The sequence below is a fragment of the Chroococcidiopsis sp. CCALA 051 genome, assembly GCF_003015105.1.
In the GTDB taxonomy this organism is placed as follows: Bacteria; Cyanobacteriota; Cyanobacteriia; order Cyanobacteriales; family Chroococcidiopsidaceae; genus Chroococcidiopsis; species Chroococcidiopsis thermalis.
Genome location: NZ_PYCI01000136.1, coordinates 1 through 17219 on the forward strand (window position 1 = coordinate 1; position 17219 = coordinate 17219).

The 17219-nt window shown below is 45.6% G+C and carries 13 protein-coding genes; 9 read left to right on the forward strand and 4 right to left on the reverse strand.

The genetic code is table 11. From position 1 onward, the window contains the following. The first annotated feature begins 160 nt into the window (after positions 1-160). Both C7Y66_RS24880 and C7Y66_RS24885 read left to right on the forward strand, forming a co-directional pair. On the forward strand, positions 161-790 hold the full coding sequence (locus C7Y66_RS24880; RefSeq protein ID WP_106547635.1) for a TIGR04282 family arsenosugar biosynthesis glycosyltransferase: 630 nt from the start codon (positions 161-163) through the stop codon (positions 788-790). Beyond that, positions 787-1515, forward strand: a complete 729-nt coding sequence (locus C7Y66_RS24885; RefSeq protein ID WP_199197615.1) for a TIGR04283 family arsenosugar biosynthesis glycosyltransferase — start codon at positions 787-789, stop codon at positions 1513-1515. Before C7Y66_RS24880 ends, C7Y66_RS24885 begins: the two co-directional genes overlap by 4 nt. Before the next feature lie 32 nt (positions 1516-1547). On the opposite strand, the gene hflX is transcribed toward C7Y66_RS24885, so the two are convergent. Beyond that, positions 1548-3329, reverse strand: coding sequence for a GTPase HflX (gene hflX / locus C7Y66_RS24890; protein ID WP_106547636.1), 1782 nt, complete (start codon positions 3327-3329; stop codon positions 1548-1550). Between the two features lie 107 nt (positions 3330-3436). Beyond that, positions 3437-4243 (reverse strand): tetratricopeptide repeat protein, encoded by an 807-nt coding sequence (locus C7Y66_RS24895; protein WP_106547637.1) that lies wholly within the window; start codon positions 4241-4243, stop codon positions 3437-3439. Between the two features lie 9 nt (positions 4244-4252). On the opposite strand from C7Y66_RS24895, the gene C7Y66_RS24900 reads away from it, so the two are divergent. Further along, positions 4253-5052, forward strand: a protein-coding gene (locus tag C7Y66_RS24900) for an IS5 family transposase (RefSeq protein ID WP_233222838.1) whose coding sequence is annotated in 2 segments (ribosomal slippage) — positions 4253-4592 and positions 4592-5052 — 801 coding nt in all. Because the reading frame shifts where the segments join, the coding sequence is not laid out codon by codon here. On the opposite strand, the gene C7Y66_RS24905 is transcribed toward C7Y66_RS24900, so the two are convergent. Next, a complete protein-coding gene (locus tag C7Y66_RS24905; protein WP_106547638.1) occupies positions 5047-5604 on the reverse strand; it encodes a hypothetical protein in 558 nt (185 codons plus the stop codon). The two genes, C7Y66_RS24900 and C7Y66_RS24905, sit on opposite strands and share 6 nt — an antisense overlap. A 213-nt stretch (positions 5605-5817) precedes the next feature. Next, complete coding sequence (locus C7Y66_RS24910) at positions 5818-8847, reverse strand: UPF0182 family protein (protein ID WP_106547639.1); 3030 nt, start codon at positions 8845-8847, stop codon at positions 5818-5820. A gap of 224 nt (positions 8848-9071) precedes the next feature. Here C7Y66_RS24910 and C7Y66_RS24915 point away from each other — a divergent pair, with 224 nt between their 5' ends. The 6 genes from C7Y66_RS24915 to C7Y66_RS24940 form a co-directional block, all read left to right on the forward strand. Beyond that, a complete protein-coding gene (locus C7Y66_RS24915; protein ID WP_015154561.1) occupies positions 9072-10262 on the forward strand; it encodes a response regulator in 1191 nt (396 codons plus the stop codon). A gap of 194 nt (positions 10263-10456) precedes the next feature. Continuing rightward, positions 10457-10816 carry a response regulator gene (locus C7Y66_RS24920; protein ID WP_106547640.1) on the forward strand — a complete coding sequence of 120 codons (360 nt, stop codon included), beginning with the start codon at positions 10457-10459 and terminating at the stop codon, positions 10814-10816. Beyond that, on the forward strand, positions 10816-11301 hold the full coding sequence (locus C7Y66_RS24925; RefSeq protein WP_106547641.1) for a chemotaxis protein CheW: 486 nt from the start codon (positions 10816-10818) through the stop codon (positions 11299-11301). Before C7Y66_RS24920 ends, C7Y66_RS24925 begins: the two co-directional genes overlap by 1 nt. A gap of 150 nt (positions 11302-11451) precedes the next feature. Then, positions 11452-13845, forward strand: coding sequence for a methyl-accepting chemotaxis protein (locus C7Y66_RS24930; protein WP_106547642.1), 2394 nt, complete (start codon positions 11452-11454; stop codon positions 13843-13845). A gap of 171 nt (positions 13846-14016) precedes the next feature. After that, a complete protein-coding gene (locus C7Y66_RS24935; RefSeq protein WP_158265994.1) occupies positions 14017-16311 on the forward strand; it encodes a methyl-accepting chemotaxis protein in 2295 nt (764 codons plus the stop codon). A gap of 72 nt (positions 16312-16383) precedes the next feature. Further along, positions 16384-17219: Hpt domain-containing protein (locus C7Y66_RS24940; RefSeq protein WP_199197617.1), on the forward strand; the 836-nt coding region annotated here is incomplete at its 3' end.

The following is a 17219-nucleotide window of genomic DNA, read 5'->3' on the forward strand; positions in this document are numbered from 1 at the left end:
GGATTAGGGGGCGAAGGGGGACAAGGGAGAGAAGAGAGAGTCGCGGAGCGATCGGGAACTGAGGGAGTTGGGGAAGCTGGGGGAGAAAAACTACCAACTACCAATTCCCCATACCCTGTTCGCTGACAACTGATAACTGATAACTGTAAAGTTTTGTTTTGTGAACGCTACTAGAATTATCCGAGAAAGTTTAATTATTTTCACCCGCTACCCTGAACCAGGGAAGACAAAAACAAGACTGATCCCCGCTTTAGGTGCGGAAAAAGCAGCTTTATTGCATCGCCAGATGACCGAGCATACCCTGGCGCAGGTGAAGCGACTGCAAGCACAACGTTCTGTCAGGGTAGAAGTTTGTTTTGCTGGTGGAAACTCAAATTTGATGATGCGGTGGTTGGGAAATGACTTAATTTATACAGTCCAAGCAGAAGGAGATCTCGGGACTCGCATGGCGCGATCGCTTGCCACTACATTTCATGATGGTGCTGACTGTGCTGTAATTATCGGCACTGATTGTCCTGGGTTAAATGTAGAGATACTAGCAGAAGCTTTTAACCAGTTACAGTGGGCTAACGATCTCGTTCTTGGTCCGGCTGTGGATGGCGGTTACTATCTACTCGGTCTGCGCCGTTTTATTCCAGAGTTATTTGTCGGGATTAATTGGGGCTCGCCTGAAGTCTTGTCTCAAACAGTTGCGATCGCCAAACAGTTGAATTTATCTATTGCTTACTTACCCCAACTACCAGATGTCGATCGCCCTGAAGATCTGTATATTTGGGAGCAGAGATCGTGAGGGGAGACAAGGGAGAGGGGGGAGACAAGGGAGACAAGGAAGAAAGAATTTCAATTATTATTCCAGCGGTGAATGAAGCACGCCCAATTGAAAAAACTTTAGCTAGCACGCAAACAGGGAAAAATGTAGAAGTTATCGTCGCGGACGGTGGCAGCCAAGATAATACTGTGGCGATCGCATCTGGTTGGGGAGCAAAAGTGTTGTCTATTCCTAAAGGACGTGCTAAACAAATGAATCTGGGTGCAGCCACAGCAACAGGGGAAATTCTCCTGTTTCTCCATGCCGATACGCTTCTACCACTTGGGTTTGATGTGATGGTACGGGCTGCACTGGTTAAACCTCACGCGATCGCGGGAGCTTTTCGATTACAAATTGATTCGCCTTTAAGTAGCTTGCGGTTAATTGAATGGGGAGTCAATTGGCGATCGCGACTTCTGCAAATGCCTTACGGCGATCAAGCTATTTTTTTAAGATCGTCTTTATTTCATCAGTTGGGTCAATTCCCCGATTTACCAATGATGGAAGATTTTGAACTGGTGCGACGCTTAAAACGCAATGGACGCATCGTTATTCTGCCTGCACCTGTCCTCACCTCTCCCCGTCGCTGGCTCAAACAAGGTGTTTGCCAAACTACACTCAAAAATCAAATTGCAATTATTGCTTATTTGTTAGGCGTTTCACCTAAAAAGATTGCCGCTTGGTATCGTGGAAAAGTTAGTAGTTGACAGTTGACAGTTGACAGGTGACGGTCAACTAATTACACAGTTGTCACCGCGTATTTAGCTAACTGAAGCAACCGTTGTCGCAGGGTTTCCAAACCCAAACGGTTTTCGGCGGAAATAAAGACAGCTTGAGGAAATTCAGATTGCGCCAGCGCTAGAGTATCGCTATCGGCTTGGTCAATTTTATTCAGTGCCAATAAAATTGGACCTGGAGTAACGGGCATTTCTGACAAGATGCCCATCACGGCACGGATTTGACTTTGCCAAGCTGGATGGGATAAGTCCACGACGTGGAGTAAAGCATCGGCTTCCGTCACTTCTTCTAATGTTGCCCGAAAAGCATCCATTAGCGATGCGGGTAGTTCGTGAATGAATCCTACTGTATCTGTCAGGACAATCTCTTGCGGCGTACCTGTATCCGCATCCGTAATGACTAGACGGCGTGTCGTCGGATCGAGGGTAGCAAATAGCTGGTCGGCAGTATAGACTTCAGCATTTGTTAAAGCATTTAACAATGTCGATTTACCAGCATTGGTATAACCAACTAAGGCGATTGAGGGGACTTCTTGGTGTTGGCGCTGTTGACGCAGTCGCGATCGATGAGCTTGGAGTTGGTTGACTTCTTGTTGCAGTCGTGATATGCGACGACTAATTGCCCGTCGTTCAGTTTCTAATTTTGTTTCCCCAGGACCGCGAGTTCCAATCCCACCACCCAATCGAGACATGGCTTGACCTCTACCCGTCAGACGGGGCAGCATGTATTCTAATTGGGCGAGTTCGACTTGCAATTTACCCGCTCGTGACTGGGCGCGTTGGGCAAAGATATCTAAGATAACTTCAGTGCGATCGACCACTCTAATCCCAATTTGCGTTTCTAGGTTACGCACTTGGGCGGGAGAAAGATCGCGATCGAATACAATCAAGTTGGCTCCCAAAGTTTGGGCTGTGAGGGCAATTTCTTGCACTTTTCCCGCACCCACCACTGTTTGAGGATGAATGTGAGGACGTTTTTGTTGCACTGTCTGTAACACTTCGCCGCCAGCTGTTTCTACTAAGCGTCCCAATTCCGCCAAACGGTCTTGAAACTCTCGCGCTGCTGCATTATCTGTTACCACTCCAACTAGTAAAACGCGATCGCGGTCTGTATCGACTTGTTGACCGATAAATTCCCGTCCGAACTCCGCTTCTAATCCTTCTACCAAATCGAGAAAATCTTGTTTGGTAAGGTTATCTAGGCTGAGAGGTGGGGATACACTCCATGCGGTTTGGAGAGTTGGTAGGGGCGCACCGCTGTATGCCCGTACGGGGTCAGTAGGGGCGGGTTTAGAATCCCGCCCGTACGGGAGTGGAGATTCTATACTGGTGCTGGGTACGAGATGGGACAGGTATGCTTCTTTGACGTATCCCGTGACTCCGCCACCCCGCTTTTCAAAGCCAGCACTGGTAATGTTGAGCGTTACTAATGCATCTAGTCTTTGCAGCGCCATTGATGTTAGCGCGGCTTCGTTTGGTGGCTCTGGCTTAAGCTGTGTGGCAATGCAGCGAATACCGCTGAGTCTTTCTGCACCGTAGCGGGGCAATTCTAAAGGCGGGATTTGAGTTTGTCTGGGTGTCCCTACTCCGACTCTGATCGCTTGTCCGCGACGGTTAATATAAACACAGACTGGCTGGTTAATATCGCTACTAATTGCCGCTAGCCTTTGGGCAAATTCAGGCGTAGTGAGGCGATCGCCTGGTAAGCGTTGGTGGTAAAGTTTAGCTAGTTGCTTCAGTTGGCTAGACTTTAGACCCTGTAAGTTGCCGTAGATAGTCTCGATAGGCTTTTTTATCCTCTAAGTGCTTCATTACTATTCTACAAAAAGCTTGTTGTTCTTTGACTGTTGACAGTAAACGCTTCGCTACACTTCGTGAAGACGGTTGACAATCAATTTTCTTCGCTTATCCCCTGAATTAGTTTCTCAAATCGCTCATCCTCCCGAATACTATCGAAGTCTGAGTCAGTTTTTGCCATTTGGCAATATTTTTCAGGGTTTAGCTCAATTGCCCGTTGCAAATTTTCAATTGCTTGCTCCAGGTTTCCTTGTAAGGCATAACAGCAAGCTTTTATATACCAAGCACTATCCTTATTTGGATTGAGTTCTAGCGCTTGGTCAAAAGATGCGATCGCTTCTTTATATCGTTCTAATTTTCTCAGTGCCATGCCACGAAATAACCAAGTAATATCATCACATGGGTTAATTTGTAGTGCTCTATTGTAAGATAAAATTGCCTCTTCGTAACGCTCTAGATGCCTCAGCGCCATACTACGTGCTATCCAAGCATTGTCGTCATCTGGATAAATTTTCAGTGCTTGGTCAAAAGACGCGATCGCTATTTCATAGCGCCCTAAATCATCCAGTACAATACCACGTGCTACCCAGGCAAAGTTAGAATTTGGATAAATTTTCAGTGCTTGGTCAAAAGACGCGAGTGCTTCTTTATATCGTCCTAAATTCCTTAGTGCTATACCGCGATTTATCCAAGTATTGTCGTCATCTGGATAAATTTTCAGTGCTTGGTCAAAAGACGCGATCGCTCTTTCAGATTCGTTCTCAGCAGATAGTAAATTTCCCACAACAACATGTAAATAAGCTTTATCAGTAGGTATATGAGAGACTGTCTCTAAAGAAAAGTAAAGCAAACTCAAAAGAGTGGCAGAACCAGTACAGGATATAGAAAAAGTGAAATACATCAGCTACAAATGAGCCGCAAAGCTTATCCAAGTGATTTGACAGATACAGAGTGGCAAGAAATCAAACCGTTGCTACCAGCAGAAAACGCGATTGGTCGTCCGCGACAAGTAGATTTGAGAGAAATTCTTAACGGCATATTTTATGTATTGTCAGAAGGTTGTCGGTGGCGTGCGTTGCCGCATGATTTGCCACCGTGGCAGACAGCATACAACTATTTTCGACACTGGCAACGCTTAGGAATATGGCAGCAAATTCACACTCAACTGAGACAAAGAGTACGCAAAAGTGTAAATAAAGCCGAACTACCAACTGCTGGGATGATTGATAGTCAATCAATCAAGACCACAGAAAAAAAGGGGAGGTATATGGCTTTGACGGAGGTAAATTAGTCAAAGGACGCAAACGTTTTATCTTGGTGGATACATTGGGATTGTTGTTAGCAGTAGTGGTAACTGAGGCGAATTTTCCTGAACGATTAGGAGGAGTGGTAGTGACAATGGAAGCTGCACCACTTTCTAACAATTTAATTTTAATTTGGGTAGATGCTGGTTTTAGTGGCGAGAATTTCGCCCGCGTGATCCAGCAGGTTTGTTCGGCTCAAGTCGAGGTTGTTTGCCGTTCTCAAAGAGAGTTTCAGGTCTTACCAAAGCGTTGGATTGTTGAGCGAACTTTTGCTTGGTGGAATCAGTATCGTCGTCTGAGTAAGGATTATGAACTCTTACCAGAGGTGAGTGAATCAATGATTTACACAGTCATGATTCGATTGATGCTAAAACGATTAGCACAATCTCATACTACAACTTCATGATCCTTTAGAGACAGTCTCTAAATTATCTGCAATGACCATATCGTGACTGTTATTAAGTCGAATCCCATTACGATGACCGTTTGTCACGGTAAGATCGGCGGTGATGTGGTCGTCAGAAAAGGTAATTCCCGCAAGTCGCGCTGTCGTACCGTTAGCATGATTGACTTGGAGGCTTAGAGTTTGAGGCGCGGGTAACGAAGGATCGATCGCAGTTGTAGCAGCAGGAGGATTTGCGGCTGTCGTACTCGTCTCAGCTTGAGTTGGAGGTGGCGCAGCGTTTGGTTGAGGTTCGTTATTTGATGGTATTAGATTTGTCGCCGATTGAGTCGATCTCTGTTGCGTAAATATATACAATCCGCCACCGACTAAAACGACTAGTAGTAGGGTGGAAACTACGCCCAACAAAAACACGAGTATTCCATTGTTGCTGCGTCCAACAGTCGGTTCCGCGTGCGGGCGATCGCTAACTTCTCCTGTCCTATTCCCACGGGTGACATTCGCGTGATTTGCTGTTTCTGACTCGGCGCGATCGTTACTTTTGAAGTTAGCCATAACTCAAATATGTTTTTTCAATGCTTAATTTTTAATTAAATCTCAATCCTACCAAGACTCTTTTTATACCCTAACTTTATTAAAAATAGATACCAAAAAGGCTCTTGCAAGTCAATACTTGCTGACAAGGGGTAATTGGTAATTGGTAATTGGTAATCTGTCATTGACAGTTAACTAGTAACTAGTAACTGGTCACTGGTCAGGAGTCACTGGTCACTGTTCCTCCACCGGGCGAATAATTGGTGTTGCAGGTGTTTCCTTTTGTTGAAAAATAGCTTTTAATGCCTGTTCTAAAGTCTCTGCCATCACAATTCTATTTTCGTAAGCTACGATGACCCGTACTAAAGTTGGCAAGCTATTTTGCGCTGCTTCTAAGTAAAGTGGTTCAACATACAACAGCGATTGTTCTATGGGAATTATCAGTAAATTTCCTTGAATTGTTCTAGAACCCTGTCGATTCCATAATGAAATTTGCTGAGAGATCACCGGATCTTGATTAATTCTCGCTTCGATTTGTTCTGGACCATAAACCAGTCGTTGTTTAGGAAACTCGTACAGTAATAATCTACCGTAGTTCTCGCCGTCCGATCGCGCTGCCAACCAAGCAATTAAATTTGTCCTTTGACTGGGAATGTAAGGCAATAAAAGGATAAATTCTTCAAACGGTACAGTAGGTAAACTAGTGATTAAATAATAAGGCTCGACTAATTTTGCTTCACTGCCATAAACTTCAGTAGGAATTTGCCACTGGTCTTCTCGGTTATAAAATACTTGCGGATCGGTCATGTGATAAGTTGTCAACCGTTCTGCTTGGATGCTAAACAAATCTAGGGGATAGCGGATGTGCGATCGCAAAGTTTTTGGTAAATTGTTTAACGGTTGAAACAAACCAGGAAAAACTTTTTGCCAAGTGTTAATTATCGGATCGTTAGGATCGGCAACATAGAAATTGACCGTACCGTGATAGGCATCGATAACAACTTTAACTGAGTTACGAATATAGTTAATTCCCTCATTACCAGGCTCGGCATAGGGATAGCGATCGCTGGTCGTATATCCATCTACAATCCAGTAAAGATAACTTTGCCGATCTCCTGCATCTGCAACTACCAAATAGGGGTCGCGATCGTAGCGGATAAAGGGAGCGATCGCTCGAATTCTCTGATTAATATTACGCCGAAATAGTAGCTTCGTTTGAGGTGTGAAATCCTGCGTCAACAGCATTTGCCAGTCATTTAAATACTTAGCAAATAGCAACCGTCGCCAAAAAGCGCCAATATTAATCCCACCTCGACCGTCATAAACGTTATAAACATTATCATTGCCACTTGGGTAGTCTAATTCTTTTGTCTGCGTACCCGTCATGACGTAGGTATCTGTAATTTCCCCAAAATAAATTCGCGGTTGTCCGATGGGAATACTATCGCGGATTGCTGCGCTAGAGACAGACAGAGTACTGCCATCGGTTGTTGTATCGCTGATATCTTTGACAAAATACTCCGGTAGTCCCCCAGCAGCCGCAGTATTTACGGGACTGAGGGTAAAACCATAGCCGTGCGTGTAAATTAAGTGTTGGTTGACCCACGTTTGTGCTTCTTGGGGTACAGCGCTATAGTCTAACTCTCTTGCTGCAATCAGAGTTTGCCTTGTCTCCGTGTTAACTGCATTTACACCAGTTTGCTGTTGTTCGGTTGTAGATGGTGGTGCGGCACTGGGTCGGCGCGCAACTGTATCTTGTAGTAAGGTATAGCGATCGATATCGGCATCGGGAAACCGATAATACAGTCGGATCTGTTGCAATTGGCGATTTGTTTCTAATAGGGGACGTTGATCCCACAGGCGAATATTGCGAATGGTGAGGTCGTTAGCTTGAATATCTTTATAGGTAAGATTATTTTGTGGATCGAAGGTACGGTTATCGATTCCCAAGTTAAAAGCTTGACGAGTTAATCCAATACTTCGCTGAATGTATGGTCGTTCTCGTTCTAATTCATTTGGGAGTACGACAAAACGCTGCACGGCTGAGGGTAATAGCGTACCAGTTCCCAAAGCAATCAGTAAATACGTGCTAACGCTTCCAATTAAAAACTTGCGTCTAAATTGTTTGGGATAACCAAAAACTGCACCCCAGAACAAAAAAATAGCGATCGCCACTGCCAATAAACTTAAGAAAGTATTGGCTGGTAGCTGTACCGTTACATCCGTATAACCTGCGCCGAAGGACACACCACGGCGAGAATAAAGTAATTCATAGCGGTTCAACCAATAACTGAGAGCAACCGCCAGCATAAAACAGCCGCCCAATCCCTCTAGATGTCGCTGCTGCGATCGCGTAAACCTGGCAAATCGCCCTTGACTTAAGTTATCTCCAGCTAAAAGATAAGTCAGGGCGACAGCAGTTAAACCATATAAAAACATTCCCACCAACCAAAATTCTATTAATTCTCCTAATGGGAGGGTGAAGATATAAAAGCTAATATCGCGATTGAAAACGGGTTCGGCACTATTAAAAGTGGTGGGATTGAGATATTTCAGTATTCTTGCCCAATTCCCAGACAGAACTAGACCAAAAATTCCACTGAACACAATCGCGATCGCCCACAGAAAAAAGCGCGTGTAGAATAATAGGGCGATCGCTAATCCTGCCAACACACCCAGCGCCCAAACTTGGGAGAACAATCGTTCGCCCAGAGAGAAAACTGATGCTGGTCTAAATAACTTGGGAATCAGCGGCGATATATTCGGTAAATTCAAGTCAGTTTGCCAGTACTGCCTAGCAATTTGACCGTAATGCCACAACAACAGCCCCACCAACAGACTTAATAGCAAGACTAGGGGGAGAAATAGGTGTGGGGGTAGTTGGTAGTTGGTAGTTGGTAGTTGGTAATGGGTAATTGGTAGTGGGTAATTGGTAGTGGGTAATTGGTAGTTGCTCCCTTGTCCCCCTGGTCCCCCTTGTCCCCCTGGTCCCTCCCTGCTCCCGACTCCCTGCTCCCTGCTCTCTATCAAGCGTTCAGCCACCACTAAATTACCCAGCAAATACAAAGCCGTGATGCCAAAGCCAATCGCCCATAATAAACCTTGGGTCAATAGTCGCAGTCTCAATACTGGCAAGTGACCGACTTCTTGAAACCAAAAAATCTCTGCCCCCAGACGGGCGACAAGATCGAAAAATAACCACAAGCCAAAGACAATTGCGATAAGTTGAAAACAGCGTTGCAAAAATATAGGTTTTTTTAACACTTTCTTACTGTCAATATCTAAAAAGATTTTATGTTCGTTAAATGCAGAAAACCCGCTTACTTAGCGACTCTTAAGAAAAAGTATAGATAGCTTTTGTCCTTTGTTGCCGCGATCGCCTGCACTTAAATTCTTGACGAAGATGTTAGCAATCTGAAAATTTAGGGAACTATAAAAGCGAGAAAACTAGGGTTGCCAGAGTATAGGGACTTTCGCGGATAATTGGTATGCAATCAAATTTAAGCTTTTCGTTTGGGGCATCAGAACTAACCGACCGACTGAAGCAAGTTTTTGACGATACCCTAACAGGGTACTGGCAAATTCAATTAAGCAAAGGAGAGCGCTCTCGTATTCCTCAGCCTCGCTATCTAGGAGTCGTGCAAGGGCGGGTCATTTCCTCTGGAATTGAGAAACTAGCAGCGTGGAAGCCTTTTTTAGCAACTTTAAATCAATCTATACCTCAACTGCGCCAACCACAAGCACAACAAGCATTCGGACAGCTACAACAGGAATTATCTAGTAAGGAAGCCACCCCTTTAAGCAAAATTGTCGTCGAGATGGTCAATATGAAATTGGTCACTCATGATGACGTAACGCAAGCACTGCGGCAAAAAATTCTCATCGATTTAGATACATATTTATTTGACTACGGCGGACAAGCTCAGTTTTTTTCCGAACCCGAACTCGTTGTCAATACTCCAATTCGCGGCTTTGAATTGAGTGGTTTGTTTGTAGAAGCCTCGAACCGCCAAAGTCAATGGAAGCAACTGCAAAAATACATTCCTTCCCTCGACAGCACTTTGATATTGAAACAGGAGGCAATAGCAGCTGCTTCTATGCCAACAGCACAACAGCAGCAGTTACAAAACTTAGTCCAACCAGGTAAAAATTTAGCGGCGATCGCCCGCACGATGGGAAAAGATCCTTTAGAAGTCGCAAAATTCTTTAGCCGTTTGATCGAAAGAGGCTTAGTAGAAATAGAAAAGTCCGTTAACACTTCTGGCAATTCTCAATCTTCAGCAGAAATATTTATTGTTGATGACTCGCCTCTACTAATCCAGCAATTTCGTCAGCTCGTAGAAGGTTGGGGATACCAAGTGAAGTATTCCAACAATGCTCTGACTGCGGTGCAAACAATGATGGAATCTCAACCCTTAGCAATTTTTCTCGATATCAATATGCCAGGAGCTTCTGGATTCGACCTGATTAAGCAAATCCGACGACAACCCCAACTAGCATCCCTGCCTCTGGTGTTACTGACAGCTGAAAAATCTGTTTCCAACCAATGGCGGGCGCAGTGGGCAAATTGCAAGTTTTTAGCTAAGCCCCGTACCCCTGCCGAAGTCCCAACATTTCGCACAGATTTGCGGCAAATGTTATTTGAAATAGCCCCCACCACTAAAGATATGGTTGTGTAATTTTATGCGCAATTCACGATTAAATTCTATACCCTATACCCTTTCTTTATGCACCAGTACGGGCGGGTTTAGCAAAAAAATTATGACTTCAGCAGTCATCTGCGCTTCATACCCGCCCCTACGATAACTGACAACTGTTAATGGGAATTCTAAATATTAAGGTCAACTAAACCACACGAAAGGACGACAAACTCATGAAATTTTTAGTTGTTGATGATAGCTCGGTCGATCGCCACTTACTCACTTCTTTATTAGAAGGTTTAGGGCATCAAGTCGATGCTTGTTCCGACTCGAAGGAAGCTATGCAAATGCTTACAGATCGAGACTATGCATCTGTATTTCTAGATATTGTGATGCCAGAACAAGACGGCTACAAGTTTTTGCGCGAGGTGCGTTCTAACCAGAAAACTGCAAAGCAGTACGTCATTTTCTGTTCGACTAAAAAGACTCCACTGGAGATTGACTATGGCATGAAACGGGCTGGAGCCGATGATTATTTGATCAAACCCGTGACGCGGGAAACCGTCGAGCAAGCTTTACAAAAGGTACGCTAATGAATCCCTCTCCTGACGCGATCGCCCAAAGTGATGCATCGATCCAGCTTGAGGAAAAGCAACAGCGATATATCCTCACCCAAGTCGAACAATTTACTTTTGTCTTGCCGCTGACTCTAGTGGCAGAAATTCCAATTGTCGAGCGATCGCAGATCCTGGTGATGCCGTTCTACTCGCCAGTGATGATGGGAGTACTCCATCATGCAGGTCACGTTATCCCCTTGGTTTCTCTGCGTCAACTCTTGGGTGTTGCTAAGGGTTTTGCCGCAGAAAAACTGACAGTGGTGCAATTAAGCGCTGCGGCGGCGGAACAAGCAGGACTAGGGTTAGTTGTCGATCGCACCCTGGGAATGCGATCGCATTCCCAATTGCCACCAGATTTATTTGATGCCGCGCAGTCAAATACTGAGCCAAACATGCGACTGTTCAAACCGGAAATCTTAGCAGATTCATTGTGGCAACCCCTGAGATGGCGATCGACTTGATAAAGGGAGCAGTTATCAGTGACCAGTGACCAGTGACCAGTGACCAGTAAATAGGGTGTGGGGTGTGGGGTGTGGGGTGTAGTGAATTTTGAATTCTTTCCCGACTCCCGACTCCCGACTCCCTTTTTTGTAAACAATATTCTCAATCATATGACTACTAATCAACCTACCGTTTCCTCGTCTGCCCCGCAAAACAGTCCTGGGCGAAAAATTCGGTTTAATTCCATCGGTACAGTACTGTTTATCTCCGTCATGGGCGGTGCGTTAGTTAGTCTCGGTGGTATTAGTTTTTTCTTCTATCAGTCTTTAAAACAACAAATCCTCGCTCAGATCGGCGATAACTTAAACACTGAGATAACCTCAATTGAAGGTAAGTTAGAACCTGTTAAGCAATCGATGCGCGATTTAACTGGTGCATCTGAGTTATTGAGCAGCAAGAAAGCGGTCAATGCAGACCTACTTGATGCTTTACTGCTCAAATCCTTTCTCCATCGCCCTACTTTGGCTATGGGTATGGCATTGGAACAAACGGCTTATGCAATTCTTCCAGACCGTCAATGGCATGGAACGTATTTCTATATAGACCAGAAAGACCCCAAGCAGCCTGGTAAGCGTTTAGCTGCACCTGACGACCAACTTTTTCAAGTGGATTTGTTCAAGGAGGACAATTACCCGACTCAATCATATTTTAAAGATCCTATAGCACAGGGAAGCGAAAGCTGGACTGAGCCTTACTCCTGGTATAACATCCCCATGACCAGTTTTAGTAAGGTAATCCGCGATCGCAACAATAAAATTCTTGGTATCACCGCGATCGACGTAAACTTAGGGGCTTTGAGCGACCAGATCTCCAAATCCGTGATTCGTAACCAGGGCTATTTTGTCCTCGCCAGCGAACAGGGTAAACTCATGTCTTACCCACCCGCACCCGATCGCGCTAAAAATCAGAGCGGTTACGAGACAGTCCCAGAACTCAAAGCCATCTGGTCGAAAATATCATCGCCGGACAAAAAAGAGCGATCGGGACTATTGTGGACGGGAGGTAAATTCTGGGCTTATCAAAGAGTTCCCAGCACCAATTGGTTAATGATGGCAGCAGTACCGGAAGGAGTTGTTCTCGGTCCAGTTTTGACAATTACGATCGCTGGTGCGTTAGGTGCAGGTTTATTGCTAGCAGCCGTAGTTTTACTCTTCGTGCGCAGCCTCACTCGTCGCTTGCGCCCAATTCTAGATGAATGTAACAAGCTAGCGCAAGCAGATGCCCAAACCGAAATGCAGATGCAGCAACAAGACGAGATCGGTCGGTTGTCAACTTCATTTTTCAACTTGTTGAAGCAGGTTGCGGCTAACGAGGATCGGATTCGTGAGGAAGTATCGCGGTCGGTATCTACCCAGGAACAGCTAAAACAAGCAGAACTCAACCAACAAGAAGGGGAAGCGCTGTCGATGGAAGTGATCCACATCCTGGATGTGGTGTCGGCAGTAGAAGAAGGGGATTTAACAGTGCAAGCTGATGTAAGCGATCGCGCTACCGGGCTAGTGGCAGACACCCTCAACCGCCTGTTAGAAAAACTCGGACAAGTGCTGGCTCAGGTATATGCCGCAGCAGAACAAGTCTCCGTGGGTTCTAGTGCCTTGGGACAGCTAGCTGAAACTGTAGCAAATAACGCGGCAACCCAAGCTCAAGAAGTAGAACAGGTACTACAGTTAACCCAACAGGTAGGTGAATCAGCACAAGACTCTGCGGGAACGGTCGATCGCTCGAATCAATCACTCACCGAAGTACAATCGGCAGTAGAACAAGGTCAAGTGGCGCTGGAAGCAATGACTAAAGGTATTGACGTTCTCAGTCAAGGTACTGACCGAATTATTCAGAAAATGAAAACTCTGGGTGAATTTGTCGGTCTAGCAGATCAATTCGTGCAAGACCAAAGCCAGATTGCTTCTTTGACCCAAGTTCTAGCTTTAAACGCCACCCTGGTAGCAGCCCGTGCGTCCGAACAGCGCGACCCCAGACAGTTCTTAGTTGTAGCGCGAGAATTTGAGGCGATCGCGGCTCAAGTCAGTACTCTAGCGCAGCAGACAAACGAAGGACTCTTCACTCTACAACAGCGTACCGACCAAATTCATAGTGTAGTATCGGCAATTGACGGTGAAGTACAAAGCTTGGGTGGATTGGTGAGCGACTTTACGACGGGTGTGGAACAGTCGAACCAAGTGTTTAGTAACGTCCGCAGCAGTACCGTAGAGGTCGTACAGGCTGGACTAGGGGTATCTCGTTCTAGCGATGAGATTCTCCACGCTACCCAATCTACAGCTCAAGCGATGAATGACATTGCCGACCTCGCCAAACGTACCGCTCTACTCACTCAGAGTACGCGCCTGCAATCGGAACAGATGCAACAGCTATCGCGCAAGTTACTCAGCAGCATTCAATTCTTCCGCTTACCAGAAACTGCCTTGAAGCAAAATACAGTTTTATCAGACTTGGATTTATTATCTGAGGCTGAAGATACTGTTGCTATGGAACTGACAACAACTTAACGCTCTGCGGCATATCGTCCCTATAGATGGCTGTAGGGGCGGGTTTTGGAAAAAAAACTCTGTAATCGCTCGCTCGCCTGGCTAAACCCGCCCCTACGAATATTTGACTTTTGACTTTTAACTTTTAACTTTTGACTTGCTTATCCAGTCATTTTTCCTGCTCTTATGACAATGAATTCATCAGACCTCGGCTTGCTATCTGCTCCTAACAATGCAGCTCCATCACCTTCAAGTAATGCCAACCGCTCTACCAAAAAAGGGTTGAGTTTGCGTTTAAAAACCACTTTGGCAGCAGTAGCAATTGGTACGCTGCCTGTGGCGATCGCAGGGATTGCGGCTAATCTCATCGCAGCTAACATGTTAGACGCGCAAATCGAACTTGCCAAGCAGGAAGAAACTGTAGCAATGATGGACAAAGTTGAACGTTTTCTGTTTGAGCGTTACGGCGATATTCAAGCTCTCAGTAATCTGCCAATTTTGCGCAATGAGAAAGTGAAGCAAGTTGTTTCTGTAAAAGACCGTTCGCAGGTACTAACCAATTACGCTGCAACGTATGAAGTCTATGACAATATCGCCTTCATCGATTTAAGCGGCAATAATATCTTAGTTTCCCAAGGGGCTAAACTTGGCAGTCATAAAAGCGAAGATTACTTTCAATCCGTCCTTGCCACTGGAAAGCGATTTGTTTCTCAACCCAGAGTTGCTCCATCTACAGGTAAAACTGTTATTTATCTTGCCGCACCCGTACGAGATTCAGTTACTAATAAAATAATTGGTGTCGTGCGTACCCAAATGCCAGTTCGATTTCTAGACGATCTGGTTAAGAGCTATGGTGAAAATGACAGAACGTATCACTTAGTCGATAAAGCAGGTAAGGTTTTTGTCACCAATGATGGCACTGAGACTTTAGGCATGGATGCCGCCGAACACCTCACTCCTTTTCCGCAACTGCGCCAGGTTAGAAAAGCTGCACCGACAGAGTCTTACGAACCATTAGAAAAACGATATGTAGTTGGAGGATATGCTCCGTTCGAGCCAACACAAGGACTACCCGATTTAGGTTGGGATGCCTTTATTCTGTCAGATCGAAACGTTGCTTTTGCAGTCAACAATCGCTTGGCGCAAATTTTTGCCTTTGGTACTCTAGCCGCAGCAATTGCAGTAAGCGCGATCGCAGTCTTATTAGTCAACCGATCGCTCCAACCAATTGAGGCAGCAACTAAAACCGTCCAAAAGTTGGGAGCGGGCGATCTGGATGTACGTCTTGCAGTCAAAGGTAGTGACGAATTGGCAATGCTAGGAGCTAATATCAATCAGATGGCTGACCAAATCCAAGACCTATTGGAGAACTTAAAAGGGACTGCTGAGATTAAGCAATTGAAAGAGGCGATCGAACAGGAGAGCCACGTTTTACAATCAGATGTGGGTCATCTACTCGATGCAGTCGCAGCATTGGAGAGCGGAGACTTGACGGTACAAGCACCAGTAAGCGATCGCGCTACTGGACTCGTAGCAGATACCCTCAACCGCCTAATTGAAGAATTAGCGCGGATCATGGCGACAGTGTTATCTACCGCTCAACAAGTAACTCAGGGATCGACAGAGCTAGAACAACTAGCAGCAGTAACAGCCCAACAAGCACAGCAACAGGCACACTCAGTTAACGCCGTGCAAGCCTCAGTTGTCACTTTCTCGGATTTGTCCCAACAAACAGCACAACAAGCATTGGCATCAGACCAAGCCGTGCAACAGGCACAAATCGCTGTTACCCAAGGACAGGAGGAAATGGTGAAACTAACCGAAGAAATTAAAGTTCTCCACTCAGGTACGGAGCAAATCGTCAAACGCGCCCAAATATTAACTAACTTCGTGACCTCAGCTGCCCAGTTTGCCAAAGACCAAAAACGAGTTGCCGCACTGACACGGGTACTTGCTTTAAATGCTTCTATGATTGCCGCGCGTGCCTCTGGACAGCAAGACCCCGACCAATTTGCTAGTGTTGCCCGCGAGTTTGAAACCATCGCGACTCAAGTGAACGATCTTGCCGTACAAACAAACCAAGGTTTGCTAATGTTGCAGCAGCAAGCAGCTCAAATTCAAACTGTAGTGTCTGGGATTAACCAAGACGTGCAAGGCATCAGCCATTCAGTGAATCAATTCGTTGGTAGTGTAGAACAATCGCAGTACGTATTCGAGCTGATTAAAGACGTGACAGATCGCGTGGCTCAGGTAGGACAACAAGTAACAGCATCTAGCCAAGCGATCGCTGCAGAAGCACAAACGACACTGCGATCGATTGAAGAAATTGCGACGGTAGCTGCTAAGACAGAACAGCAATCTAGTTTCACCCAGGAACAAGCCGGATTAATTGACAACATGGCGCGGACGTTATTGGAAAAAGTCAGTTTCTTCCGTATTTCTGAAGAGGTACAGGGAGCAGGGAGCAGAGAGCAGGGAGCAGTGTAGAGGCATTACATGTAACACCTCTACACAGTAACTAGTTATCAGTAAATATATACTACACCCATATACCCGATTATGTTGGAACAACATAGCTCCACTGCTGCTGAGTCAGATTTTGTTGACGTAGCCGAGCTGCAATTACAGCAAGAGCTGCGCAGTATGTTTGCTGTTGATACTCAAACTTATCTGCAAACATACATAAATCTCGTCCAAAAGCTTCAGCCTCAAACTTGGACGGCAGACATTCAAGAAACTTATCGCTGCGTCCACACGATCAAGGGTGGAGCCGTGACGGTGGGTGCTGATGGGATTCTTTATGTCTCAACTATTCTAGAGGACTTACTTTCAGACTTGCGCTACCTGCAAATTGCACCTCCGCTAGAAGACGGTCAGCTGTCACAAATGCTGGCAGAGGCGGGAGAGCTTCTGACTGCAAGTTTGCAAGTTGAGGCAACAGGAGAAGCGGCGATCGCTGTCGTCCAACCTAGCGTCGATCGCATTGCAGTTCTGCGCCAAGAAATTCAGCAACTCTACTTACCGGAAGCCAACGAACAGACGAAGTTATTTCAAGAATTTGCCGAACAAGGCTTCGATCTCGTCGTGCTGGACTTGGAAATGGCAATAGAAGAACTGCCCGATCGCGGTCAAGTTCCTCCAGAAGTTATCAAAATAGCAAAACAAACGCTTCAGCAACTCATACAAATCGGTAACGATTTAGAATTTGAGGCTGGTTGGTTAGACTTGCTACGTTACAGTAAAGCTTTACTCAACCGCCCCGAATCCGATTTCTGGCGATCGCAATGGTCTAAATATCTCTCCGTGTTAAAAGACAGCGCCAGACAAGGTGGGAAGTTGCCTGCGGGGAAGGGAGCAGGGACGAGCAGGGACGAGCCTGTCTCTTATACACATCT

What these genes read in the sequence shown, in the direction of transcription:
- C7Y66_RS24895 (WP_106547637.1), bottom strand. Translation starts at nt 4,243, where the DNA reads ATGTATTTCACTTTTTCTATATCCTGTACTGGTTCTGCCACTCTTTTG.
- C7Y66_RS24905 (WP_106547638.1), bottom strand. Translation starts at nt 5,604, where the DNA reads ATGGCTAACTTCAAAAGTAACGATCGCGCCGAGTCAGAAACAGCAAAT.
- C7Y66_RS24915 (WP_015154561.1), top strand. Translation starts at nt 9,072, where the DNA reads ATGCAATCAAATTTAAGCTTTTCGTTTGGGGCATCAGAACTAACCGAC.
- C7Y66_RS24920 (WP_106547640.1), top strand. Translation starts at nt 10,457, where the DNA reads ATGAAATTTTTAGTTGTTGATGATAGCTCGGTCGATCGCCACTTACTC.
- C7Y66_RS24925 (WP_106547641.1), top strand. Translation starts at nt 10,816, where the DNA reads ATGAATCCCTCTCCTGACGCGATCGCCCAAAGTGATGCATCGATCCAG.
- C7Y66_RS24930 (WP_106547642.1), top strand. Translation starts at nt 11,452, where the DNA reads ATGACTACTAATCAACCTACCGTTTCCTCGTCTGCCCCGCAAAACAGT.
- C7Y66_RS24935 (WP_158265994.1), top strand. Translation starts at nt 14,017, where the DNA reads ATGAATTCATCAGACCTCGGCTTGCTATCTGCTCCTAACAATGCAGCT.